Origin of the sequence: Micromonospora sp. CMU55-4 (assembly GCF_011602315.1) — a bacterium.
Lineage (GTDB): Bacteria > Actinomycetota > Actinomycetes > Mycobacteriales > Micromonosporaceae > Micromonospora > Micromonospora chalcea.
In genome coordinates, this window is record NZ_JAAOLH010000003.1 from 356,522 (window position 1) to 380,984 (window position 24,463).

A 24,463-nucleotide genomic window follows, 5' to 3' on the forward strand; every position below is an offset into this window, starting at 1 on the left:
TCGATCTACGATCCGGCCGCCAACCTCATGGTCAACCCGGTGGGGTGCCGGGGTCAGAGCGAGACCTGGCGGCCGCCTAGGGTCACCGTGAGGCGGCCGTCGCCGGCGAAGGACCAGGCCAGGGCACCGGAGTACGTGGCGCAGCGGGAACCGTTGGAGCCGGACCAGAACTGGTTCGAGCCGTCCACGTTGCCGACCGTCTTGTCGTTGGAGCCGCCGCCGGCGAAGCGGCAGGACGTGTTGCTCCGGAACACCGAGGTGCCGGCGTCGAACGAGAAGTTCCGTTCGGTGCTGTCGATGCTCAGATTGTTCGAGATCGTCATCGTGCCCGGATTCCGGTTGTACGTGAAGCCGTGCTTGCCGTTGCGGTACGCGATGGTGCGCCGCACGGTGTGGTTGACGGCGATGTCCTCACCGCCGAGCTTGAAGCCGTTGCGGTCGCCGTTGCCGTTCTGGGTGCCGTTGCTGAGCGTGCCGTTGCTGTACGCGAGGGAGTCCTCGATGGTAACCGTGCCGATCGCGCCGGTGTCGGACTTGGTGTAGAGGTCCCACCCGTCGTCGATGTTGTGGTGCGACACCGCGTACCGGAAGACGTTGCCACCGCCCACTGTGAGCTTGGCCGCGAAGCCGTCGGCGTCCTCGCCGTCGGAGTCGGCGTTGTCGTGCGACTCCACGCTGACCATCAGGTTGTTCGCCGGCCACTGGTCGCGGGGCGTGCTGGAGGCGATCCGGGACAGTTGCAGCCCGGTGTCGCGGTTGAACCGGGTCACCGTCCGCTCGATGATGTTGTTGCTGCCGCCGACGAAGATGCCGTTGTCACCGGCCCGCTCCACCACGAGCCCGCGCACGTGCCAGTACGAGGCGTTCAGCGCCAGCCCCCGGTTGGCCGGGTCCTCGCTCATCGCCGAGAAGTTCAGGATCGGCGTCTCGCCCGGGTAGGCGTACAGGTTCTTGCGGGCGCTCGACGTGCCGTTGTTGCCGGCGGCGACGGTGACCGTCTGGGACAGGTTGTAGGTGCCGCCGCGCAGGTAGATCGTGCCGCCGGCGCCGACGCGGGTGATCGCCGCGGCGATGGTGGTGGGGCTGGCCTGGGTGCCGGCCGCCCCGGCGGTGCCGTTCGGCGCGGCGTAGATCGCCCCGCCGACCGGCGGCGGCGTGGTCGGTGGCGGCGTCGTCGGCGGCGGGGTGCTCGTGGGCGGGCTGCTCGGCGGGGCGCTGGTCGGTGGCGTGCCGGTGGTGGGCGTGACGCCACCGGTGCAGGTGACACCGTTGACGGCGAACGAGGTCGGGACCGGGTTGCTGGTGTCGTTCCAGGTGCCGTTGAAGCCGAACGACGTGCTCGCGTTGGTGCCGAGGCTGCTGTTGTAGCTGACGTTGGCGGCCCGCACCGACGCGCCGCTGGCGGTGATCTCGGCGCCCCAGGCCTGGGCGACGGTCTGCCCGGCGGCGAACGTCCAGGTGACGGCCCATCCGTTGAGCGGGTCGCCGAGGTTCGTCAGGTTGACGTTGGCGGTGAAGCCGCCGCCCCACTGCGCGGTGACGGCGTAGTCGACGCGGCAGCCGGCGGCCGCCTGGGCGGCGGTCGCGCCGACGGCCAGGCCGGACGCGGCGAGCGCCGCCGTCGCCGCGGCCGATGTCCACAACACCGTACGACGGTGTCGGTTGATCATGATGGTCTCCTCCGGGTGGTGGTGCGGTGCCCACGCCGCTACCGGCACCGATGCCCGGTCGGTGTCAGGGGCGGGCCTTGTCGCCCGGACGTCCGTGTCATGCCGAACGCTCACGTCTCCCGCGCAGTAAGCGCTTTCAGCGCAGCCTAACGACGGACGTCGATGCGGTCAAACATCCGGGGTGCGCTGAACGATCTCGCGCCGCCGTCCGTATCCACTGCCGACCGGAACATCGGCCGGAACCGCGATGCCGGAGCGGGCACGAGCACGATTCCTCCAGTCGTCACTTCGCACCGTGGAGACGGCGCGGCAGCCGCCGCACCCTCCCGGTCAACCAGAGGAGAGGTGCATGGCCAGGGGTACGCGCAAGACCGCGGTCCTGAAGCTCGGCGGGGTGGGCGCCCTCGCGGCGCTGTTGTTCGCCGGTGGGCTGCAACTGGCGTCGGCGGGCGAGAACAACCGCCCGGCCACCACCGCCGCCGCGCAGACCGTGAACTGCCCGACGGTACGCGACAAGCTGCCGGCCGTACCGGCGGCGGCAGCGGCCCAGGTGGAGCGGGAACTGGCCAACCTGGACCAGGAGATCGCCCGGCAGAACGAGCGGCTGGCCCGGCAGGCGGTACGCCCCGAGGGCGGACCGGCGTTCATCGACAACGCGATCCTCGGCCCGCTGCGCAGCAAGCGCGTCGCCGTGCTCGACCGCATCGAGATCGCGTTCAACCGGATCGGCGCGCCGCGCCCGGACCTGGACGCGCTGGCGGCCTGCTCGCTCAACGCCCCGGGCGTGCCGAGCGCCGTCAACGGCGGCGCCGGCCAGAACGCCGGCGGCCAGAACGGCAACGCGGGCGGTCAGAACGGCAACGCCGGGGGCCAGAACGGGAACGCCGGCGGCCAGAACGGCAACGCGGCCGGACCGGCCCGGACGGTCAACTGCCCGCGTGTCGCGCTGCCCGCCGTCCCGGCGGCGGCCGCGAGCCAGGTGCAGGCCGAACTGGCCACGCTGGACAAGCAGATCGCCGAGGCGAACGCCCGCCTCGCCCAGCTCGCGGTGCGCCCCGAAGGCGGACCGGCCTTCATCGACAACGCGATCCTCGGGCCGCTGCGCAGCAAGCGCGTCGCGGCGCTCGACCGCATCGAGATCGCGTTCAACCGGGTCGGCGCGCAGCGCCCGAACCTGGACGCGCTGGCCACCTGCGGCCTGAACTGAACGCCCGGTCGCGGCCCGGCGGCGCGCATCCCGCCGGGCCGCGACCCGGGGTCACAGCGGTCCGAGGACGTCGGCCGGGTCGGCGTCCAGCGCCAGCGTCTCCAGCACCGAAAGAAGCTGCCGCTCCTCGTACCGGAAGTGCGACTCCATGATCGCCGCAACGCCCTCCAGGTGCCGGGCCAGCTCGTCGGGCGGGGCGTCGCGGGCCACCGCCGCACCCAGCCCGGCCAGCAGGTAACCGATCATCGAGTGGTCCTGTCGCAGCCGGTCCAGCGTCTCGCGCAGCTCCGGATGGCGCGTCGCGACCGCCGGGAAGAGACTGCGGTCCTCGCCCTCGTGATGCGCGGTCAGCGCCGCGCAGAACCCGTGGCAGAACAGCAGCAGGTCCCGTGTCGCGGGCCGTGCCGGCTCACCGGCGGCGAGCGCCCGCCGGGTCACCTCAAGCGCCTCGCGCAGCCGCTCGTGGACGGCGCGCATCTCCCGGCTCCAGGCCACCAGCCTGGTCTGTTCGCCCTCAGCCACGTGGCGAGGGCGAAGGGACGACGAGTGTCATCGTCGTGCTCCCTTCGATCCGGCGCCTCCATGCCTGACACGGTCTGCCACCGGCACGCGACGCTGCGCGGAGCCTAACCGGCGACGCCGGGAGCGATCAAGTAGTGCCAGCGCTACCCCGGCCCGGTAGCTGGTGGGATGGAACGCGGGACCGGTTCTGGCGAGGCTTGAGGCCGTACCCGTTCACCTCCGTCGAGGAGTTCCCATGACCCGCCGTACCTTCCCGATCGCCGTCGGCGCCACGGCCCTGCTGACCGTCACCGCGCTCGGTGTGCCCGCCGCGTCCGCCGCGACCACCGCCGCACGGCGTCCCGCCGCCGACGCCGTCCAGACGCGACTGGACGGCCTGGTCGCCGAGCACGGATTCCCCGGAGTGCTGGCCTCCGTACGCCGCGACGGCCGGGTGCGCGACTACACCGCGGGCGTGGGTGACCTGCGCACCGGCGCCGCGATCCCCCGCGACGCCCGGGTGCGCGTGGGCAGCAACACCAAGACGTTCACCGCCGTGGTCGTCCTCCAGCTCGTCGGCGAGGGCCGCATCGACCTCGACGCCACCGTCGAGCGCTACCTGCCCGGGATGGTGCGCGCCAACGGCAACGACGGGCGGCAGATCACCGTACGCCAGCTGCTGCAGCAGACCAGCGGCCTGCCCGACTACGACGAGGTCGTGTTCAGCGAGGCGCAGGATCTGGTGGACCGCCGCAGCGACTACTTCGACCCGCGCCGGCTGCTGGACGAGGCGCTCACCCAGTCGCGGCGCTTCCCGCCGGGTCAGAAGTGGGAGTACAGCAACACCAACTTCGTGCTGGCCGGGCTGATCATCGAACGGGTCACCAAGCGTCCGGTGGGTGAGGAGATCACCCAGCGGATCATCGAGCCGCTGCGGCTGCGTGACACGTACTGGCCGCAGACCGGCGAGCAGGACCTGCCGGGCCGCCTGCCGCGCGGATACGTCGCGGTGGAGCCGGGCGCGCCGTGGGTCGACGTGACCCGGATGGACCCGTCGCTGGGCTGGGCCGCCGGTCAGCTCGTCTCCACGCCGTCGGACCTGCGCACGTTCTTCGAGGCGCTGCTGGCGGGCAAGCTGCTCAAGCCGGCCCAGCAGGCGGCGCTGACGCGCACGGTGCCGGCGCCCGACTTCGAGCCCAACGGGGTGTGGGAGTACGGCCTGGGCATCGCCCGGCACGAGCTGCCCTGCGGCGGTCACGCCTGGGGGCACGGCGGCGACATCCAGGGCTTCGAGACGCGCAACCTGTCCACCACCGACGGGCGCAGCGCCGTGGTCGCGGTGACCGCGCTGCCGACCAGCCTGGAGATGCTGGAGGCGGTCACCAGCACCGTCGACGCGGCCCTGTGCGGCACCCGCCGCTGATCCGGCCGACCCGTCCGCGCGCCGCCTCACCGCGAGGCGGCGCGCGTGCGTGTGCGCTACCGGCGGCCGTCGTCGAGGTAGCGCAGCACCGCGGTGACCCGGCGGTCGGCGCGGTCGTCCGGCGGCAGGCTCAGCTTGGCGAAGATGCTGCGGATGTGCTTGTGCACAGCGCCCTCGGTGACGAACAACCGCTCGGCGATCGCGCCGTTGCCCAGCCCTTCGGCCATCAGCGCCAGCACCTCGTGCTCACGCGGCGACAGCTCGGCCAGCGCGGTGTCCGGCCGCCGGTTGCGGGCGAGCAGTTGCCCGACCACCTCGGGGTCGATCACGCTGCCGCCGCCCGCGACGCGGTGCAGCGCGGCGAGGAACTCCTCGACCCGGCCCACCCGCTCCTTGAGCAGGTAGCCGAGCCCGGAGGCGCCGACCGCGAACAGCTCGGTGGCGAACGCCTGCTCGACGTACGCCGACAGGACCAGCACCGCGAGGCCGGGACGTCGGCGACGGGCCTCGACCGCGGCGACGATGCCCTCGTCGGTGTGGGTGGGTGGCATCCGCACGTCGACGATCGCCACGTCCGGCCGGTGCTCGTCGACAGCGGTCAGGAACTCCCCCGGCGTGCCGGCGGTGGCCACCACGTCCAGGTCCTCGGCGCGCAGCAGCAGCGCCAGCCCTTCACGCAGCAACGCGTCGTCCTCGGCGATCACGATCCGCATGGCAGCTCCACGTGCATCCTCGTCGGTCCTCCCGGTGGGCTCGTCAGTGTCATCCGCCCGTCGTACGCCTCGACCCGCCGGCGGATGCCGGTCAGCCCCGAGCCGCGCGTCTCGTCGGCGTCCCCGCGCCCGTCGTCGGTGATGGTCACCAGCAGCCGGTCCCGTTCCCGGCGCACGACGACCTCGACGCCGTCCGCCCCGCTGTGCCGGACCACGTTCGTGAGCGCCTCGGCCACCACGAAGTACGCGGTGGCCTCCACCGAGGCCGCGCAGCGCACGTCGACGTCCACCGACAGGCGGCACGGCACCGCGCACTCCGCCGCGAGTCCGGCGAGCGCCCCGGCCAGTCCCCGGTCGCCGAGCACCGGCGGCAGGATGCCGCGCACCACCGTACGCAGCTCGCCGAGCGCCTGCTCGGCCGCGTCCTGCGCGCGTTCCAGGATCTCGTCGGCGCGGTCCGGATCGCGGCGCACCGCCCGCCGGGCGGCGCCGAGCAGCACGTTCACCGCGACCAGCCGGTTCTGGGTGCCGTCGTGCAGCGAACGCTCGATCCGGCGCAGCTCCACCGCGTGCGCGTCGAGCGCGGCGGCCCGGGTGGCGGTGAGTTCGGCGACGCGCAGCGACAGGTCGAACCCGGGCGGCGGGGGCAGCAGCCGCCGGCCCGGCCGGGCCTGGATCCGCGCGAGCGCCGGGCCGGTCGAGACCGCGAGAAGCAGCCAGCCGACCCCGAGCACGGCGACCGCGAGCGCGTCGCCGAGCCCGTCGATGTGCCACCAGCCGATGCCGGGCGCGCCGGCCTCCGGCGGCACCAGCCGGTACCAGAGCGGGAACGTGATGTCCTGCACGGCGTAGATCGGCAGCACCAGCGCGAGCAGCCCGGCCCCGAAGCCGAGCGTCCCGTGGACGGCCACCCAGCGCAGCTCCCGCCGTACCACCGGGTCGCGCAGCGCCGCGCGCACCCCGGCCGGGACCGGGCCGGGCGCCGGGATCGGCGTTCCCCACCGGGACAGCCGGGCGCGCTCGCGGTCGGCCACCGACCGCACGGCCTGCAGCAGTCCGGGTACGAGCAGCAGCCCGACCCCGCCGACGCACGCCGCCGCGACGACGAGCGTCCCGAGCAGCGTGCCCAGGGCCAGCACTGCGGTGCCCAGCCCGCCGACGAGGTGCTCCAGAGCGGCCACCGCCACGCGGAACCGCCTCCGCACGTACTCCATCCCGGCCCACCCCCGGGCGAAACGATAGGTCACCGCTGTCGCCGCCCGGCAGGCCCGGGCGCGGAAAGTACAGCCTGCTGTACCACGACTGTCGTGCTGGCGGGATCGTTACCGGCCGCTCCCGTCCCTACTGTCGGTGGTAGCAGAAATCATCGAGGAGGCAGCCGTGAACGACCTGGACCGTACCGCCGAGACCGCCGCCGCCCCGTCGTCGATTACCCGGATGCGCCCGCTGCTCTGGCTGGTGCTCATCGTGAGCGTGGCCGCGAACGTGGTGCTGTCGAGCGTCGTCGGCAACCCGTGGGCCGGTTCCGCCTTCGGCGCGCTGGCGCTGCTGAGCGGTGGGACGCTTGCCGTCGACCACTACCGCAACCGCTGATCCGTCGCCGGCCGGGCGCCGGACAGCCGCCGCAGGGCGGGCCGCGAGAACGAGCGGCCCGCCCTGCGGCGTTCGCGTCAGCGCTGCGAATCAATTGACAGTCAGCTATATGAACGCCAGGCTAAGGGGGATTGTTAGCGTTAACGCGGCCGTCATCTCCACCGCAGAGAAAGGCCCCCGTCGTGCCCCTGACCCGACGCGCGTTCACAGTCGGCGCCCTGTCCGCGGCTGCCGCCGCCTCCGGCGCGCTCAGCCTGCCCCGCGGCGCGTTCGCGGCGGCGAACACCGCCTACGCGATGGCCTACTTCACCGAGACGCCGAACGGCCTCGGCGCCGACTACGGCCTGCACCTGGCCGTCAGCCGGGACGGGCTGAACTGGACTCCGCTGAACCAGAACAACCCGGTGGTCACCCCGACCGCCGGGCAGCTCGGCCTGCGCGACCCGTTCGTGCTGCGCAGGACCGACGGCACGTTCGTGGTGCTGGCCACCGACCTCAAGGGCACCAACTGGGGGCTGACCAGCCAGTACCTGCACGTGTGGGACTCGGCCGACCTGACCGCGTTCACCGGCTACCGGCGCATCCGGATGCACACGCTCGACACCCACACCTGGGCGCCGACCGCGTTCTGGGACGCCGCCCGTGGGCAGTACGCCATCGTCTACTCCGCCAACAACGGCCGGGACGTACTGTTCGTCAACTACACGAGCGACTTCCGCACCGTCAGCGCGTCGCAGGTCTACTTCAGCCCCGCCTTCGGCGTGCTCGACGGCGACGTGGTGGTCGACGGCGGCACCACGTACCTCTACTACAAGAACCTCGACGACGGATATCTCTACGGCGCCCGCTCCACCACCGCCGCGCCGAACAGCTTCACCACGTACACCAGCGGGCTGCGGCAGGGCAACGCGATCGAGGCGCCGCTTCTGCTGCGCACGAACGAGGGCGGCTGGCGGCTGTGGGGCGACTCGTTCAGCCCGGTCAACAACGACTACTACGCCTGGTCCACGACGACCATCTCCGGCAACTCGTGGACGCCGCTGAACCAGCGCGACTACACGCCGCCGCTGAACTCCAAACACGGCTCGATGATCGGCATCACCGACGCCGAGTACGCCGGGCTGGTCAACCGCTGGGGCACGCCGAACTGGGTCCGGCTCAAGTCGTCGAACTTCCCCGACCGCTACGTGCGGCACGCCGACCGGATCGCCCGCGTAGACGCGTACCCGTTCGACCCGTACCAGGACCAGATGTGGCGGATGGTCCCCGGCCTGGCCGACGCCGCCGGCGTCTCGTTCGAGTCGGTCAACTACCCCGGCAACTACCTGCGGCACTACGACTACGCGGTCCGGCTGGACCCGAACGACGGCACCGCCACGTTCCGCGCCGACGCCACCTTCCACCGCACCGCCGGCCTGGCCGACGCCACCTGGTCGTCGTTCCGCTCGTACAACTACCCCACCCGTTACCTGCGGCACTACGACTACCGGCTGCGCATCGATCCGCTCGGCGCCGGCTCCCCCGCGGTCGACCGGCAGGACGCCACCTTCCGGGTCACCGCGTAGCCGTTCCCACCACCACCGTCCCCGCCACCACCGTCCCCCGCCACGGAGGCCGTCCATGCCCGCTCCCCTGGTGAACCGCCGATTCCTGCTCCGCGCCACCGGCGCCACCGCCGTCGCGGCGACCGCCGGCGCCGCCGCCGGGTCCGTCACCGCAGGCGGTACGGCGCACGCCGCGCTGCCACCGGCCCGCCCCGACATCGGCGTGTCCGCGTACGCGTTCGACCCGGGCCAGGTCCGGCTGACCGCGAGCCGGTGGCAGGACAACGAGAACCGCACAGTGGCGTACCTGCGCTTCGTGGACGTCAACCGGCTGCTCTACAACTTCCGGGCCAACCACCGCCTGTCCACCGGCGGCGCCGCCGCCAACGGTGGCTGGGACGCGCCGAACTTCCCGTTCCGCACCCACATGCAGGGTCACTTCCTGACCGCCTGGGCGCAGGCGTGGGCGGTGCTCGGCGACACCACCTGCCGGGACAAGGCGCTCACCATGGTCGCCGAGCTGGCCCGCTGCCAGGCCAACAACGGCGCGGCCGGGTTCAGCGCCGGCTACCTGTCCGGCTTCCCGGAGTCCGACTTCACCGCGCTGGAGGCCCGGACGCTCAGCAACGGCAACGTCCCCTACTACTGCATCCACAAGACGCTGGCCGGGCTGCTGGACGTGTGGCGGCTGATCGGCAGCACCCAGGCCCGGGACGTGCTGCTGGCGCTGGCCGGCTGGGTCGACCAGCGCACCGGCCGGCTCACCTCGGCCCAGATGCAGGCCATGCTCGGCACCGAGTTCGGCGGCATGAACGCGGTGCTGACCGACCTCTACCAGCAGACCGGCGACGGGCGGTGGCTCACCGTCGCGCAGCGGTTCGACCACGCCGCCGTGTTCAACCCGCTCGCCGCCAACTCCGACCAGCTCAACGGGCTGCACGCCAACACGCAGGTGCCCAAGTGGATCGGCGCGGCCCGGGAGTACAAGGCCACAGGCGTCACCCGCTACCGGGACATCGCCACCAACGCGTGGGCCATCACCGTCGGCGCGCACACGTACGCCATCGGCGGCAACAGCCAGGCCGAGCACTTCCGTGCCCCGAACGCGATCGCCGGCTACCTGCGCAACGACACGTGCGAGGCGTGCAACACGTACAACATGCTCAAGCTGACCCGGGAGCTGTGGCAGCTCGACCCGGACCGCGTCGCGTACGTCGACTTCTACGAGCGCGCGCTGCTCAACCACATGATCGGCCAGCAGAACCCGGCCGACGCGCACGGTCACGTCACGTACTTCACCCCGCTCAACCCGGGCGGGCGGCGCGGTGTCGGCCCGGCGTGGGGCGGCGGCACCTGGAGCACCGACTACAACTCCTTCTGGTGCTGCCAGGGCACCGGGCTGGAGACCAACACCACGCTCGCGGACGCGATCTACTTCCACAACGGCACCACGCTGACCGTCAACCTGTTCATGCCCTCGGTGCTCACCTGGAGCCAGCGCGGCATCACCGTCACCCAGGCCACGTCGTACCCGGTCGGCGACACCACGACGCTGACCGTCACCGGCTCGGTGAGCGGGTCGTGGACGATGCGGATCCGGATCCCGGCGTGGGCCGCCGGGGCGAGCGTCAGCGTCAACGGCGTCGCTGCCGGCATCGCCACCACGCCCGGCAGCTACGCCGTCCTGACCCGCGCCTGGGCCTCCGGCGACACGGTCACGGTCCGGCTGCCGATGCGGGTGGCGACGGTGGCCGCCAACGACGACGCCGCGGTGGCGGCGATCACGTACGGGCCGGTGGTGCTCTCCGGCAACTACGGCAACACCACGCTGAGCGCGCTGCCGACGCTGGACCCGGCCTCGGTCACCCGTACCGGCACGGGCAGTCTCGCGTTCACCGCCCGGGCCGACGGCGCCACCGTCGACCTCGGCCCGTTCTACGACGCCCACGGGCACAACTACACGGTCTACTGGCGGGTCGGCACGGGCAGTGGTGGCGGCGAGGCGAGTTTCCGGCTGGCGAACGCGGCGAGCGGGCTGGTGCTCGGGATCCAGAACATGTCCACCGCAGACGGCGGGCTCGCGCTGCAGTGGGGTGACACCGGCACCGCCGACCACGACTGGCAGCTCGTGGTCGACGGGTCGGCGCTACGGCTGCGCAACGTCAACAGCGGCAAGGTGCTCGGCGTGGAGAACATGTCCACCGCCGACGGCGCCCGGATCCTGCAGTGGGCGGACAACGGCACCGCCGACCATCTCTGGACCGTCGTCGACGTCGGCGACGGCAGCCACAAGCTGCGCAACGTGCACACCGGCAAGCTGCTCGGCATCTCCGGCGGCTCGACCGCCCAGGGCGCGTTCGCCGTGCAGGACCCGGACAACGGCAGCCTCGACAACCAGTGGCGGTTCCTGCCCAACGGGGCGCGGCGGATCCAGAACCTCGGCAGCGGGCTGGTGCTCGGCGTGCAGAACATGTCCACCGCCGACGGCGGGCCGGTCATCCAGTGGGGCGACACCGGGACCGCCGACCACCTCTGGACCGCGCTCGTGGACACCGGCGGCTACCTGCGGTTACGCAACGGCAACAGCGGCAAGGTGCTGGGCGTCGAGGGCGCCTCGACAGCGGCCGGCGCCCGGATCGTCCAGTGGGCCGACAACGGCGCCGCCGACCACAGGTGGCGGCTGCGGCACGGCGGCGGCGGCTGGTTCCGGATCCAGGGCGCGAACGGGGGCCGCGTCCTCGGTCTCAGCGGCGGCTCCGGCGCCCAGGGCGCGCAGGCTGTCCTCGCCGACGACACCGGCGCCGCCCACCAGCGCTGGCGCTTCCTCTGACCCACCCACCCCCGCCGCCCCAGCTCGCCGATCTTGCGCTTTCGGCCCCCGCGAAGTTCGCCAACCGGACATCCTGCGGGCGCGAAGTGCAAGATCGGCGAGGGCGGGTGGGACGCCGGGTGGGTCAGCGGGTGGGGGGTGGGCCCACGCTTCGGCGCGGGACCAGCGTCGGGGCGATGGTCTGGCGCAGCGGGCCGGCCGACTCCGACTCGATCTGGGCCAGCAGGAGGTCCAGGCTCGCCGCGGCCACCGCCGTGAAGTCGGGCCGCACCGTGGTCAGCGGCGGAATGAAGTACGCCGCCTCGGGCACGTCGTCGAACCCGACGACGCTGATGTCGTCCGGTACGCGGCGGCCGTGCTCGTGCAGCGCGCGCAGCACGCCCAGCGCCAGGTGGTCGTTCGCCGTGAAGACCGCGGTGACCTCCGGCATCCGGGCCAGCATCTGCCCGCACCGGTAACCCGCGGCAGCGGACCAGTCCGCCGGGACCAGCGGCGGAACCTCGGCGCCCGCCTGCCGCAACGCCTCGCGCCACCCCTCGATCCGGCCGGCGCTGTCGAACCAGTCCGACGGGCCGGACACGTGCCAGACGGTGCGGTGCCCGGCCGCGAGAAGGTGCTCGGTGGCGGCCCGGGCGCCGGCGACCTGGTCGACGGTGACCAGCGGGATCGGCCGCCGGGGGTCGCCGTCGACTGTCACCAGCGGCACGTCGTGGGGCAGCCGTTCCAGCGCCTCCCCGGCCGACTCGACGGGCGCGATCACCACTATGCCGGCCACCCGGTGCGCCAGGTGCCGCTCCACCGCCGCCGAGATGGAACGGTGGTCGAGGTCGCGGACGCTGCCGACGCTCACCGCGAAACCCGCCTCGGCGGCGGTCTGCTCCAGCGCGGCCAGCAGCGACGCCGGGCCGTACAGCGTGGTGTTCTGCGCGACCACGCCGATCACCTGGGAACGGCCGGTCACCAGCGCGCGGGCCGCGCGGTTGGGCCGGTAGCCGAGCTCGGTGATGGCGGCCTGGACCCGCAGCCGGGTCTGTTCACGCACGTTGGGATGCCCGTTGAGCACCCGGGAGACCGTCTGGTGCGAAACCCCGGCGAGGCGAGCCACGTCCGTCATCGCAGGACCGCGCACGGCCACCTCACTTTCGCCACTGCCCGCGGCGGCCACACCCGGTCGATCTCGACCGGACCGTCCCGGGTGGCGACAGTCTACGCCAGCGGTCCCATCGGTATCGCTACCGCAGATCGACCGTTCCCACCGTGGCGCGCCGATTATCGCGGAATCGACAGGCGGCTCATTCCCTTCCGTTGCGCAGCGGCACGAACAGGCAGCTCGGAGCGGGTGGAATTGGGCCCGGGGTGCGGCATTTCCGGCGATTGCCGGAGCCGCACCCCGAGCTATGGAAGATGTGTCAACGGCCGCGAATGGTGACCGTTGTCACGGTGTCGTCAGCGAGAACTGCCGCACCGTCACCGCGCCGCCAAGCGATTGCGTGGCGTAGTTGAAGAAGCCGAACCGGTAGCCCATGAAGAACTGCCACGCGTTGTTGAGCGTCAGCGCGTTGCCCAGCGACACGAAGTTCACCCCGTCGGTGCTGTAGGAGAACCGCGCCTGCCGTCCGGAGCCGGGCCGGATGTCGGCGTTGGCCCGCAACCAGATCCGCCCGCCGGACACCGCCGCGCTGGCGATCTCCGTCCCGGTGCTCGTGGTGTTCCAGTTCGAGCCCATGGTCAGACCGTTTGTCATCACCACCCGGGTCGCGCCGTTGTCCCGCCGTACGCCGATCCAGGCCGAACTGTCCCGCAGCATCGCCAGGCCGGCCCGGTCACCGTCGCGCATGGTCGAGTAGTCCAGCTCGATGGTGCCGGTCGAGGTCGGACCCTGGATGCGGTGGGTGAGCGTGTTGCGGGCCCGGTACAGGTCGTTCGTGACGGTGGCGGTCTGCAGGCGCAGGCCGTTGTTCACCGACCACCTGCTGTTGTCCGGGTTGTGGTTCCACTCGTACTGCGGGCCGAGCGTGGTGCCGGAGAACGTGTCGGTGCCGGTGAGCGGCTTGACCGGGCGGGTCGGCAGCGGGTTGGGGTAGCTCGCGCCCCAGGCCCCGTTGACGGTCTGCAGCTGCGGCCAGCCGTCGGAGGTCCAGGTGATCGGCGCCAGCGTCGGCATCCGGCCGCCCGGGTAGGCGTCGGTGAACGCCATGTAGTACCAGGCGCCGGTCTGCGTCTGCACCAGCCCGCCCTGGTGCGGCACGCCGCCACCGGAGATCGGGCCGGGCAGGTTCAGCAGCACCTGCCGCTGCTCGTACGGGCCGAACGGGCCGTTCGTGGACTTCAGCACGTACTGGCCGTTGGCCGGCCGGGTCAGCCAGATGTAGTACGCGCCGTTGCGCTTGTAGAAGCGCGCCCCCTCCAGCGTGCCGATGCTCGACGGCGTCTGGTAGACCTGCTGCGCCCGCACCTGGCTGCGCCCGTCGGCGGAGAGCTGTGCCACGCTGATCGTGCCGTTGCCGTACGCGACGTACATGGTGTCGTTGTCGTCGATCAGCATGCCGGCGTCGTAGTAGCAGTTGGGGATGGTGGCGAGGCGGCTCCACGCGCCGTCCACGGCGGTGGCGGTGTAGATGTGGGTCTGCGCGAAATCGATGCACCCGGCCCAGTAGAACGTGCGGTTGCTCGGCCGGTAGTTCAGCGTCGACGCCCAGATGCCGTCCACGTACGCCTGCTCGCTGGCGCTCAGGTCGTACTTGGTGCCGAACTCCAGCCGCGGCACCGAGTGCCCGGCGAACTCCCAGTTCACCAGGTCCCAGGAGCGCAGCACCGGCGCGCCGGGCGAGTAGTGCATGGTGGAGGCGGACATGTAGTAGACGTCGCCGACCCGGATGATGTCGACGTCGGCGAAGTCCTGCCAGACCGCCGGGTTGGTGAAGTTGCCGCTCGGCGTGCCCGGGTCACCCGGGTTGCCGCCGACCCGCACCAGCTGCCACTGCTGGTTCGCGCCGTTCCAGTCGTCGTACTGGACGATGTTGCCGCCGTCGGCGGTGGAGGCGTTCTGCACCTCCATCACCTTGTTCGAGTTCCGGTTGATCAGCCGGACGTACCCGCTGTCGGAGTCGGCCAGCCGGAACTGCTGGTTGGTGCCGCCGTGGTCGGTCCACTGGACCACCGCGGCCCCGTTGGCGGTGGACGCGCCGGTCACGTCCAGCACCTTGCCCGAGTGCCGGGAGCGCAGCCGGTAGTAGCCACCGCCGGAGTCCACGAACTGCCACTGCTGCCAGGCGCCGTCGTTGCGCGTCCACTGGGTGATCCGCGCGCCGTCGTTCGTCGCCTGGTTGTACAGGTCCAGCGCCTTGCCGCTGTTGCGGTTCACCAGCACGTAGTACGCGCTGGTGTCCACGGTGGCCGCGGAGACGGGCGCGGGCACGGCGCCCACCACCACGCCACCGACAAGCAGCGCCACCACCCCGGCCAGCAGCCGGGACAGGCGTCCACGTCCACGGGACAGTCGAGCCGTCACCATGATCCTCCTTCGTCGACCGGAGCCCGGGCACGGCGACGCGCGCCGACGACGTCGGCGTTATCGCTAACAGCGATGCCCACCCAGGCGGGAGTCGGATCCCTGGCAACTGCGGCGCAGATCGCGCCCGGAACGGCCCGCGAGCGGTGCCGGCGACCCTATCCATCGACTGTGAGCGATAACATGGCGTTCGTCAAGGCGTAACACGCCGCCCGCCACGCGGGGTCGGCGCGGCGGGCGGCGAGGGGGTTCAGAAGCCCCGGGCGAGCCGGTAGTACGCCTGGTTCCAGCGCAGCTCGTCGGCGAAGCGGTGCGGGCGCGTCTCCGCGTCGATGACCACCAGCTCGGTCCGGGCCATCGCCGCCAGGTCACGCAGCTCCTCCACGCCGACGGCCTGGGAGAGCACGGTGTGGTGCGGCGCGCCCGCGGTGATCCACGCCTCCGCCGAGCCGGCCAGGTCGGGCTGCGGACGCCAGACCGCGCGCGCCACCGGCAGCCGGCGCAGCGGGTGCGGCGGCGGCACCACGTCCACCGCGTTGACCACCAGCCGGAACCGCTCCCCCATGTCCGCCATGCCCAGCACCACGGCCGGGCCGGGGGCGGCGTCGAAGACCAGGCGCACCGGGTCCTCCCGCCCGCCGATGCTCAGCGGATGCACCTCCGCGCTCGGCACGTCGGCGGCGATGCTCGGGCACACCTCCAGCATGTGCGCGCCGAGGATCAGCTCCTGGCCGAACGTCAGGTCGTAGGTGTAGTCCTCCATGAACGAGGTGCCGCCCGGCACCCCGACGGCCATCGCCTTGAGCGTGTGCACCAGCACCGAGGTCTTCCAGTCGCCCTCGCCGCCGAAGCCGTAGCCGTCGGCCATCAGGCGCTGCACCGCGATCCCGGGAAGCTGGCGCAGCCCGCCGAGGTCCTCGAAGTTCGTGGTGAACGCCCGGAACCCGCCGGCCTCCAGGAACGCGCGCAGGCCCAGCTCCTGGCGCGCCGCGTACCGCAGCGAGTCGTGCCGGTCCCCGCCGGGCCGCAGCTCCGGCGCCACCCGGAAGGTGTCGTCGTACTCCTTGACCAGGTCGTCCACCTGCGCGTCCGCCACCTGGTCGACGGCCGCGACGAGGTCGTTGACGCCGTAGGTGTTCACCGATACGCCGAAGCGCAGCTCCGCCTCGACCTTGTCCCCCTCGGTGACCGCGACGTCGCGCATGTTGTCGCCGAAGCGCGCCAGCCGCAGCGTCCGCAGCGCCGACCAGCCGACGGCGGCCCGGGCCCAGGCCGCGACCCGGCCGACGACGCGCGGGTCGGTGACGTGGCCGGCGACGGTCTTGCGGGCCACCCCGAGCCGGGTCTGGACGAACCCGAACTCCCGGTCGCCGTGGGCGGCCTGGTTGAGGTTCATGAAGTCCATGTCGATCTCGTCCCACGGCAGCGCCACGTTCGCCTGCGTGTGCAGGTGCAGCAGCGGCGTCCGTAGCGCGTCCAGCCCGGAGATCCACATCTTGGCCGGGGAGAACGTGTGCATCCAGGCGATCACCCCGACCGCGCCCTGCACGGCCGCGTCCCGGCACACCGCCAGGATGTCCGCGCTGGAGGTGAGGACCGGCTTCCAGACCACGCGGACGGGGATGTCCGGCGAGGAGTCCAGGCGCGCGGCGATCTGCCGGGACTGCTCGGCGACCTGCCGCAGGGTGTCCTCGCCGTAGAGGCCCTGGCTGCCGGTGAGGAACCAGACCTCGGGCTGGGGGTGAGTTGCCATGTTGTTGCCTTCCGCGCTAGGAACCGTCACTTGAACCGGATGCCGATGAGGCGCTGGAGGAGGATGAACGCGAAGAGCAGCCCGCCGATCACGATCTTGGTCCACCAGGAGTTGAGGCTGCCGTCGAACGTGATCAGGGTCTGGATCACGCCGAGCACCAGCACGCCGAGCACGGTGCCGAAGACGTACCCGGAACCGCCGGTGAGCACGGTGCCGCCGATCACCACAGCCGCGATCACGTCCAGCTCCATCCCGACGGCGATCAGCGGCGCGCCGGAGAGCGTGTAGAACGACAGCAGGATGCCGCCGATGGCCGAGCAGAGCCCGCTGATCGTGTAGACGGCGATCCGGGTCCGCGCCACCGGCAGGCCCATCAGCAGCGCCGACTGCGCGTTGCCGCCGACCGCGTACACGTTGCGGCCGAACCGGGTGTACGCCAGCACGTACGCCGCGATCAGCACCACCGCGAACGCGATGAGCACGCTGATCGAGACGAAGTTGCCGGCCGGGTCGCCGATGCGCTGCTGCGACATCGACGTCCAGAAGCCGTCGGTGATCGAGATCGAGGAGTCGCTGATGAACGTGCACATGCCGCGGGCGAAGAACATCCCGGCGAGTGTGACGATGAACGGCTGGATCTCGAAGAAGTGGATCGCGCAGCCCATCAGGAAGCCCAGCGTCGGGCCGATCAGCAGCGCGATGACCAGCACCAGCGCCGCGGGCAGGCCGTCGCGCAACAGCGACGCCGACACCATCGCGGTCATCGCGACCACCGAGCCGACGGACAGGTCGATGCCGCCGGTGAGGATCACGAACGTCATGCCGACCGCGACCACGAGCAGGAAGCCGTTGTCGATGAAGACGTTGAAGACGACCTGGATGTTGGAGAACGCGCGGTACTGGGACACGCCGATGCCGTACATGACGAGCAGCAGGGCGAGCGTGGCCAGCACCGGGACGTGCCGCCGGGGCAGGCTGGGCCGCCAGGAGCGGCCGGTGGTCAACGACGTGCTGCTCATGCCGGCACCTGCTCCTTCTCCCGCTGCGGCGCCGCCGGCCCGGGCTCGGTCCCGCGCCGCCGCCGGCGCAGCCGGGCGCGGAACGCCGGGGCCTGCACGAGGCAGACGGCGATGACGACGACCGCCTTGAACAGCAGCGACGTCTGCGGCGAGATGTTCATGGCGTACACAGTGGTGGTCAGGGTCTGGATGATCAGCGCGCCGAGGACGGTGCCGCCGAGGGAGAACCGGCCACCGGCGAGCGACGTGCCGCCGATCACGACCGCCAGGATCGCGTCGAGCTCGATCCACAGGCCGGCGGCGTTGCCGTCGGCGCTGGACACGTTCGCGGTGACCATGAAGCCGGCGAGCGCGGCGCAGGCGGCGCTGATCACGTAGACGAGGAAGACGATGCGCCGCGACCGGATGCCGGCCAGCCGGCTGGCCTCGGCGTTACCGCCGACCGACTCGACGATCAGGCCGAGCGCGGTACGCCGGGTGAACGCGGCCACCAGCAGCGCGGCGGCGAGCGCGATCAGGATGGCCAGCGGCAGCGTCAGGAAGTGCCCGAGCCCGATCGCCCGGTACGGCCCGGAGTTGATCGTGATGATCTGCCCCTCGGTGACCAGCTGGGCGATGCCCCGGCCGGCCACCATGAGGATCAGCGTGGCGATGATCGGCTGGATGCCGATGACCGCCACGAGCACGCCGTTCCACGCGCCGAGCACCAGCGCGGCGCCGAAGGCCAGCGCCAGCGCGGTGGCCACCGTGGCCGGGCTGTTCTGGTCGGCCGCCCCGCTGATGTGCAGGCAGGCGATCGCGCCGCTGATGGCGCAGAGCGACCCGACGGACAGGTCGATGCCGCCGGTGGCGATGACGAGCGTCATCCCGAGCGCGACCAGGATCAGCGGCGCGCTCAGCCGCAGGATGTCGATGGGCGTGCCGTACAGGTGGCCGTTCTTGACCTCGACGGCGAGGAAGCCGGGACGGTAGACGGTATTCGCGGCGAGCATCACCACGAGCACCAGCGCCGGCCAGAACAGGCGGTGGCCGGTGAGCGGGCGGAGGCGGGCGGCGACGGCGGTCATCGGGTCACCTCCTTCCGCGTGGTGCCGCTGGCGATGGTGCGCATGACGCGGTCGGCGTCGAGCGTGTCGTCGTTGTCGAGCTGGGCGACCATCTCGCGGTCGCGCATGACCGCGACCCGATGGCTCAGGCGCAGCACCTCCTCCAGCTCGGCGGAGATGAACAGCACCGCCATGCCGCCGTCGGAGAGCTGCACCACCAGCTTCTGGATCTCGGCCTTCGCGCCGACGTCGATGCCGCGGGTCGGCTCGTCCAGGATGAGCAGGCGCGGCTCGGTGATGAGCCAGCGGGCCAGCAGCACCTTCTGCTGATTGCCGCCGGACAGGTTGCGCACCGGCAGTTCCGGGTTGGCCGGGCGGATGCTCAGCGCCTCGACGTACCTGCGGACCAGCTCGTCCTGGCGGCGGCGCGGGATCGGACGCAGCCAGCCGCGCGCGGCCTGCATCGCCAGGATCATGTTCTCCCGGACCGTCAGCTCCGGGACGATGCCCTCGGCCCGCCGGTTCTCCGAGCAGAAGCCGACGCCCTGGCCGATGGCCTGGATCGGGTTGCGCACCGGCGCCCGGCCGCCGTCGAGCCGGACCTGGCCGTGGTCGGCCCGGTCCGCGCCGAAGATCAGCCGCGCCACCTCGGTACGGCCGGAGCCGAGCAGTCCGGCCAGGCCGACCACCTCACCGGCGTGGATGCGCAGGCTGAACGGGGCGACCGCGCCACGCCGGCCCAGCCCGTCGGCGTCCACCAGCGGGGCCTCGTCCGCGGTGTCGACGGTGGCGCGTTTCTGCTGCTCGTCGAGCCGCTCCAGCACGTCCAGCTCCTGCCCGATCATCTTCTCGACCAGGCTGAACTGCGGCAGCTCCTCGGTGCGGTACTCCCCCACCAGCGTGCCGTTGCGCAACACCGTGATGCGGTCCGCGATGCCGTAGACCTGGTCGAGGAAGTGCGTGACGAACAGGATCGCGATGCCCTCGTCACGGAGCTGGCGCATGATCCGGAACAGCTGCGCCACCTCGCCGGCGTCCAGGCTGGACGTCGGCTCGTCCAGGATCAGCACCCGGGCCTGCACGTCGATCGCCCGGGCGATGGCGACCATCTGCTGCACCGCGAGCGAGTACGTGCCCAGCGGCGCGGAGACGTCGAGGTCGAGGTCGAGCCGGGCCAGCAGGTCGCGGGCCCGCCGGCGCATCTCGCCCCAGCGCACCGCGCCGAGCCGGCGCGGCTCGCGGCCGATGAAGACGTTCTCCGCCACCGACAGGTTGGTGCAGAGGTTGACCTCCTGGTAGACGGTGCTGACGCCGGCCGCGGCGGCCTGCATCGGCCCGCTGAACGAGACCTGCTCGCCGTCGAGGGTGATGACGCCCGCATCGGTCCCGTAGACGCCGGTCAGCACCTTGATCAGGGTGGACTTGCCGGCGCCGTTCTCACCCATCAGGGCGTGGACCTCGCCCGGGAACAGCCGAAAGTCGACGTCGTGCAGCGCGCGGACCCCGGGGAAGGTCTTGCTGATGCCGGTCATGGTCAGGACCGGACGGTTACCCGTCATCCCATCGGACCTCTTCTAGACGGTGGTGGCACGGGGGCCGCCGTCTCGCGACGGCGACCCCCGGGGTGGGTCAGTACTTGCGGTTGGGCAGTGCCTCCTTGGCCTGCTCCTGGGTGAAGGTGGTCTCCTCGGTCTCGATCCGGGCGGGGACCTCCTCGCCGGCCTTGACCTTCTTGACCAGCTCCATCAGCTGCGGGCCGAGCAGCGGGCTGCACTCGGCGATGAAGTTGAACTTGCCGTCCGCGAGGGCCTGCATGCCGTCCTTCACCGCGTCGACGGTGATGATGGTGATGTCCTTGCCGGGCGTCTTGCCCGCCGCGCTGATCGCCTCGAGCGCGCCCAGGCCCATGTCGTCGTTGTGCGCGAAGAGCACGTCGATCTTCGGGTTGGCCTTGAGGAACTGCTCCATGACCTGCTTGCCGCCGGCCCGGGTGAAGTCACCCGACTGCGACGCGACGATCTTCAGGTTGGGGTTGGCGGCGATCGCCTCGGCGAAGCCCTTCTTCCGGTCGTTGGCCGGGGCCGAGCCGGTCGTGCCCTGCAGCTCGACGATGTTGACCGGGCCGGACGCCGCCTTCTTCTGCTCCACCAGCCACTCGCCGGCGAGGCGGCCCTCCTTGACGAAGTCCGAGCCGAGGAACGTCTTGTAGAGCGACTTGTCGGCCGAGTCGACCGCGCGGTCGGTCAGGATGACCGGGATCTTCGCGTCCTTGGCCTCCTTGAGCACGGTGTCCCAGCCCGACTCCACCACCGGCGAGAAGGCGATCACGTCGACCTTCTGCTGGATGAAGTTGCGGATCGCCTTGATCTGATTCTCCTGCTTCTGCTGCGCGTCGTCGAACTTCAGCTCGATGCCGGCCTCGGCGGCCGCTTCCTTGATCGAGGTGGTGTTCGCGGTGCGCCAGCCGCTCTCGGCGCCCACCTGGGAGAAACCCAGGACGATCTTGTCGTTGCCGTCACCGGAATCGCCACCGGTGTCGCTGTTGCCGCAGGCCGCCATGCTGCCGGCGAGCAGCACGCCGGCGAGCGCGGCGATGACCCTGCGGGCCGTGCTCCTGGTACTCATCGGTTCTCCTCCGGGGTTGGATGTTCCGGACGCGCGGCGGGGAGCCGGTGCGTCCGGGTGTGGTGGTGGGGTGGGTGCGCGGCGCCCGGTCCGGGGTCAGGGCGCCGGCGGGCGTTGGCCGTAGACGTTCTGGTAACGGTCGTAGAGCGAGTCGATGTCGGCCGGCGCGATCGGCAGCGGCTGCCCGAGCGCTCGGGCCAGGTGCGCGGTGCGGGCGACGTCCTCGCACATCACGGCGGCCTTGACCGCCGCCCGGGCGTCCCGGCCGATGGTGAACACGCCGTGGTTGCGCATGAGCACCGCGGGCGAGCGGTGCCCGGACAGCGTGCTGACGATCCCCTTGCCGATGTCGTCGCCGCCGATCAGCGCGAACGGCCCGACCGGGATCTCCCCGCCGAACTCGTCGGCCTGCGCGGTCAGCCAGCACGGGATCGCCTCGCCCCGGGCCGCCCAGGCGGTGGCGTAGCCGCTGTGGGTGTGCACCACGCCGCCGACCTCGGGCATCGCGCGGTAGACGTAGGCGTGCGCGGCGGTGTCGCTGGACGGCGAGCCGCCGCCGTCGACGACAGTGCCGCTCAGGTCGCAGACCACCATGGACTCGGCGGTCAGGTCGTCGTAGTCGACGCCGCTGGGCTTGATGACCATCAGGTCCTGACCGGGTACGCGGGCCGAGACGTTGCCGGCGGTCCAGGCCACCAGCCCGTAGCGGGTCAGCTCGCGGTGCAGGCGGGCCACCGTCTCGCGCAGCTCGGCGACCTGGCTGTTCATCCGACCACCTCCAAGGGCGCGGCGGCGCGGGCGTCGACCGCCGCGTTGCGGATCGCCCGCAGGCGCAGCATGACGTCGTTCGCGCCGCGGCCGAAGTGGTCGTGCAGCGCGCGGTACTCGGCGTAGAGCGCGTCGTACGCCCGGACGTTCTCCGGTACGGGCCGGTAGACCGCCTCCTCGATCCGGCCCATGGCGGCGGACGCCTCGTGGATCGACTGGTACTCGCCGGCCGCGACAGCGGCGTGGATGGCCGAGCCGAGCGCCGGCCCCTGGGCGGAGCCGATGATGCTCAGCGGCCGGTTCGTGACGTCGGCGTAGATCTGCATCAGCAGCCGGTTGGAGGTGAGCCCACCGGCCACCACCAGGTCGTCGACCGGCACTCCGGCCTGCGCGAACGCCTCGACGATCATCCGGGTGCCGTACGCGGTGGCCTCCAGCAGCGCCCGGTAGACGTCCGGCGGCCGGGTGGCCAGCGTCAGCCCGACAATCAGCCCGCTCAGGTCGTGGTTGACCAGCAGCGACCGGTTGCCGTTCCACCAGTCCAGCGCCACCAGGCCGTGCGCGCCGACCGGCTGGGCCGCGGCGGCCTCGGTGAGCCGCTCGTGCGAATCGAATCCGGCCGGGGCGCCGTGGCGCACGAACCAGCCGAAGATGTCCCCCACGCCGCTCTGCCCGGCCTCGAAGCCCCAGGCGCCGGGGCTGATGCCGCCGTCGACCACGCCGCACATGCCCGGCACCTCGGCCGGGTGGGTGCCGTTGAGCACGTGGCAGGTGGAGGTGCCCATGATGGCCACCAGCCGGCCGGGCCGCAGCGCCTGGGCGGCGGCGGCGGTGACGTGCGCGTCGACGTTGCCGACCGCGACCGCGATGCCCTCGGGCAGGCCGGTCCAGGCGGCGGCGCGGGCGTCGAGCGCGCCGGCCCGCGCGCCCAGCGGCAGCAGCGGACCGTCCAGCTTGGTGACGAAGTCGGTGAAGTCCGGGTCGAGCGCGGCCAGGTAGTCCGGGGACGGGTACCGGCCGTCCTGCCGGATGCCCTTGTAGCCGGCGGTGCAGACGTTGCGCGTCTCGACGCCGCACAGCTGCCAGACGATCCAGTCGGCCGCCTCGATGAAACGATCGGCGCGCCGGTAGATCTCCGGGTCCTCGTCCAGGATCTGCAGCCCCTTGGCGAACTGCCACTCCGCCGAGATCTTGCCGCCGTAGCGGCCGATCCACGGCTCGCCGCGTTCGTGCGCCAGCGCGTTGATCCGGTCGGCGTGCGGCTGCGCGGCGTGGTGCTTCCAGAGCTTGACCCAGGCGTGCGGCCGGTGGCGCAGCTCCGGGATCTCGCACAGCGGCGTGCCGTCGGCGAGCGTCGGCAGGACCGTGCAGGCGGTGAAGTCGATGCCGATCCCGACCACCAGTGCCGGGTCCACACCGGCCGCCGAGAGCGCTGCCGGTACGGCGTGGCGCAGCACGTCGCGGTAGTCGTCGGGGTCCTGCAGCGCCCAGTCCGGCGGCAACGCCGGGCCGTCGTCGGGCAGCGCGGTCTCGATGACCCCGTGCCGGTAGTCGTGCACCGCGGTGCCGAGTTCAGCGCCGTCGCGGACCCGGACCACCAACGCCCGGCCGGACAACGTGCCGAAGTCGACCCCGATCACGTACCGGTCGGTCGCGTCCACTTCGCTCATTTGCACCTCCGCCGTGTCACGGAGTTAGTGTTAGCGCTCACATACACATCCGTCAAGACACGTCCGGGCAACAGCTACGTAACGAGCGGCGGCGCCCGGAACCGGCGTCCTCCGCCCCGCGCGGACCGGCCCGGCCGCCGGCCGGGAGATCCACGCCGACGGCGCGGTCGAACCTCGGGCAGACGGCCTGTTAGCGACAACAATCGATGGAACTTCCGGAAATTCTCTCGGCGCTCCCGACTCCCCCCGGCCCGAGGGCCCAGATGCCGCCTCGGGGCCGCCCAGAAGGCCGCTCAGCGGCTCTTTTTCTCGCCGCGGCACCCTCGGCAGCAGGCCGCCGCAAGCCGCCCGAGGGTCGCCAGGCTATTTACAGTGTTTGATGTCAGCGATAACATTTCGCCATCCCCACACTGTGGCGCCGCTGTCCGGGAAACCCCGGCGCCGCAGCCGGGCGGCGACGGACGGCGACCCCGTCGACCGCCGGAACCCCACCACCCACGAGCGCCCGCCGGCACCGATCGGCCCTGGTGGAACTGCCGTGCCGCGTCCGTCCCCGTGTACCACGGGCGACGCCGTGCGACCGGCGGGCC

The 24,463-nt window shown here is 71.9% G+C and carries 18 protein-coding genes; 5 read left to right on the forward strand and 13 right to left on the reverse strand.

The features are described from left to right. Positions 1–53: 53 nt before the first annotated feature. Positions 54–1,670, reverse strand: a complete 1,617-nt coding sequence (locus HA073_RS07775) for a cellulose-binding domain-containing protein (protein WP_166456013.1) — start codon at positions 1,668–1,670, stop codon at positions 54–56. Positions 1,671–2,019: 349 nt separating this feature from the next. Between HA073_RS07775 and HA073_RS07780 the strand changes: the two genes are divergently transcribed. Beyond that, positions 2,020–2,877, forward strand: a complete 858-nt coding sequence (locus HA073_RS07780; RefSeq protein WP_166456014.1) for a hypothetical protein — start codon at positions 2,020–2,022, stop codon at positions 2,875–2,877. 51 nt (positions 2,878–2,928) lie between these two features. Here HA073_RS07780 and HA073_RS07785 read toward each other — a convergent pair whose 3' ends face one another. Next, entirely contained in the window at positions 2,929–3,399 is a 471-nt protein-coding gene (locus HA073_RS07785) for a hemerythrin domain-containing protein (protein WP_064445625.1), read from the reverse strand. Positions 3,400–3,634: 235 nt separating this feature from the next. Here HA073_RS07785 and HA073_RS07790 point away from each other — a divergent pair, with 235 nt between their 5' ends. Then, entirely contained in the window at positions 3,635–4,801 is a 1,167-nt protein-coding gene (locus HA073_RS07790; protein ID WP_166456015.1) for a serine hydrolase, read from the forward strand. 56 nt (positions 4,802–4,857) lie between these two features. On the opposite strand, the gene HA073_RS07795 is transcribed toward HA073_RS07790, so the two are convergent. Both HA073_RS07795 and HA073_RS07800 read right to left on the reverse strand, forming a co-directional pair. Continuing rightward, positions 4,858–5,514, reverse strand: coding sequence for a response regulator transcription factor (locus HA073_RS07795; RefSeq protein ID WP_030499160.1), 657 nt, complete (start codon positions 5,512–5,514; stop codon positions 4,858–4,860). Next, a complete protein-coding gene (locus HA073_RS07800; RefSeq protein WP_166456016.1) occupies positions 5,502–6,728 on the reverse strand; it encodes a sensor histidine kinase in 1,227 nt (408 codons plus the stop codon). The genes HA073_RS07795 and HA073_RS07800 overlap by 13 nt, the downstream gene beginning before the upstream one ends. Positions 6,729–6,894: 166 nt before the next feature. On the opposite strand from HA073_RS07800, the gene HA073_RS07805 reads away from it, so the two are divergent. From HA073_RS07805 to HA073_RS07815, 3 genes are all read left to right on the forward strand, one after another. Then, positions 6,895–7,107, forward strand: a complete 213-nt coding sequence (locus HA073_RS07805) for a hypothetical protein (RefSeq protein ID WP_043323325.1) — start codon at positions 6,895–6,897, stop codon at positions 7,105–7,107. Positions 7,108–7,289: 182 nt separating this feature from the next. Beyond that, a complete protein-coding gene (locus HA073_RS07810; RefSeq protein ID WP_069088442.1) occupies positions 7,290–8,672 on the forward strand; it encodes a glycoside hydrolase family 43 protein in 1,383 nt (460 codons plus the stop codon). Positions 8,673–8,727: 55 nt separating this feature from the next. Then, positions 8,728–11,481 (forward strand): beta-L-arabinofuranosidase domain-containing protein, encoded by a 2,754-nt coding sequence (locus tag HA073_RS07815; protein WP_166456017.1) that lies wholly within the window; start codon positions 8,728–8,730, stop codon positions 11,479–11,481. Between the two features lie 124 nt (positions 11,482–11,605). On the opposite strand, the gene HA073_RS07820 is transcribed toward HA073_RS07815, so the two are convergent. The 9 genes from HA073_RS07820 to araB form a co-directional block, all read right to left on the reverse strand. After that, a complete protein-coding gene (locus HA073_RS07820) occupies positions 11,606–12,595 on the reverse strand; it encodes a LacI family DNA-binding transcriptional regulator (protein WP_176722811.1) in 990 nt (329 codons plus the stop codon). 321 nt (positions 12,596–12,916) lie between these two features. Beyond that, the gene (locus HA073_RS07825; protein WP_205796401.1) at positions 12,917–14,995 is read right to left on the reverse strand and encodes an RICIN domain-containing protein; all 2,079 of its coding nucleotides are present in this window, start codon (positions 14,993–14,995) and stop codon (positions 12,917–12,919) included. 247 nt (positions 14,996–15,242) lie between these two features. Continuing rightward, positions 15,243–16,745 carry an L-arabinose isomerase gene (gene araA, locus HA073_RS07830; RefSeq protein WP_166456018.1) on the reverse strand — a complete coding sequence of 501 codons (1,503 nt, stop codon included), beginning with the start codon at positions 16,743–16,745 and terminating at the stop codon, positions 15,243–15,245. Between the two features lie 26 nt (positions 16,746–16,771). Continuing rightward, complete coding sequence (gene yjfF / locus HA073_RS07835; RefSeq protein ID WP_043323316.1) at positions 16,772–17,764, reverse strand: galactofuranose ABC transporter, permease protein YjfF; 993 nt, start codon at positions 17,762–17,764, stop codon at positions 16,772–16,774. Further along, positions 17,761–18,831 (reverse strand): ABC transporter permease, encoded by a 1,071-nt coding sequence (locus HA073_RS07840; protein ID WP_043323315.1) that lies wholly within the window; start codon positions 18,829–18,831, stop codon positions 17,761–17,763. Before HA073_RS07840 ends, yjfF begins: the two co-directional genes overlap by 4 nt. After that, complete coding sequence (locus tag HA073_RS07845; protein WP_043323312.1) at positions 18,828–20,369, reverse strand: sugar ABC transporter ATP-binding protein; 1,542 nt, start codon at positions 20,367–20,369, stop codon at positions 18,828–18,830. Before HA073_RS07845 ends, HA073_RS07840 begins: the two co-directional genes overlap by 4 nt. Before the next feature lie 70 nt (positions 20,370–20,439). Next, positions 20,440–21,435, reverse strand: a complete 996-nt coding sequence (locus tag HA073_RS07850) for an ABC transporter substrate-binding protein (RefSeq protein WP_043323310.1) — start codon at positions 21,433–21,435, stop codon at positions 20,440–20,442. Positions 21,436–21,531: 96 nt separating this feature from the next. Beyond that, on the reverse strand, positions 21,532–22,203 hold the full coding sequence (locus HA073_RS07855; protein ID WP_043323308.1) for an L-ribulose-5-phosphate 4-epimerase: 672 nt from the start codon (positions 22,201–22,203) through the stop codon (positions 21,532–21,534). After that, complete coding sequence (gene araB / locus HA073_RS07860) at positions 22,200–23,873, reverse strand: ribulokinase (protein WP_166456019.1); 1,674 nt, start codon at positions 23,871–23,873, stop codon at positions 22,200–22,202. The genes HA073_RS07855 and araB overlap by 4 nt, the downstream gene beginning before the upstream one ends. Between the last annotated feature and the right edge of the window lie 590 nt (positions 23,874–24,463).

Coding starts and splice junctions, on each gene's coding strand:
- HA073_RS07775 (WP_166456013.1), bottom strand. CDS start 1,670: ATGATCAACCGACACCGTCGTACGGTGTTGTGGACATCGGCCGCGGCG.
- HA073_RS07780 (WP_166456014.1), top strand. CDS start 2,020: ATGGCCAGGGGTACGCGCAAGACCGCGGTCCTGAAGCTCGGCGGGGTG.
- HA073_RS07790 (WP_166456015.1), top strand. CDS start 3,635: ATGACCCGCCGTACCTTCCCGATCGCCGTCGGCGCCACGGCCCTGCTG.
- HA073_RS07795 (WP_030499160.1), bottom strand. CDS start 5,514: ATGCGGATCGTGATCGCCGAGGACGACGCGTTGCTGCGTGAAGGGCTG.
- HA073_RS07800 (WP_166456016.1), bottom strand. CDS start 6,728: ATGGAGTACGTGCGGAGGCGGTTCCGCGTGGCGGTGGCCGCTCTGGAG.
- HA073_RS07815 (WP_166456017.1), top strand. CDS start 8,728: ATGCCCGCTCCCCTGGTGAACCGCCGATTCCTGCTCCGCGCCACCGGC.
- HA073_RS07820 (WP_176722811.1), bottom strand. CDS start 12,595: ATGACGGACGTGGCTCGCCTCGCCGGGGTTTCGCACCAGACGGTCTCC.
- HA073_RS07825 (WP_205796401.1), bottom strand. CDS start 14,995: ATGGTGACGGCTCGACTGTCCCGTGGACGTGGACGCCTGTCCCGGCTG.
- araA (WP_166456018.1), bottom strand. CDS start 16,745: ATGGCAACTCACCCCCAGCCCGAGGTCTGGTTCCTCACCGGCAGCCAG.
- yjfF (WP_043323316.1), bottom strand. CDS start 17,764: ATGAGCAGCACGTCGTTGACCACCGGCCGCTCCTGGCGGCCCAGCCTG.
- HA073_RS07840 (WP_043323315.1), bottom strand. CDS start 18,831: ATGACCGCCGTCGCCGCCCGCCTCCGCCCGCTCACCGGCCACCGCCTG.
- HA073_RS07845 (WP_043323312.1), bottom strand. CDS start 20,369: ATGACGGGTAACCGTCCGGTCCTGACCATGACCGGCATCAGCAAGACC.
- HA073_RS07850 (WP_043323310.1), bottom strand. CDS start 21,435: ATGAGTACCAGGAGCACGGCCCGCAGGGTCATCGCCGCGCTCGCCGGC.
- HA073_RS07855 (WP_043323308.1), bottom strand. CDS start 22,203: ATGAACAGCCAGGTCGCCGAGCTGCGCGAGACGGTGGCCCGCCTGCAC.
- araB (WP_166456019.1), bottom strand. CDS start 23,873: ATGAGCGAAGTGGACGCGACCGACCGGTACGTGATCGGGGTCGACTTC.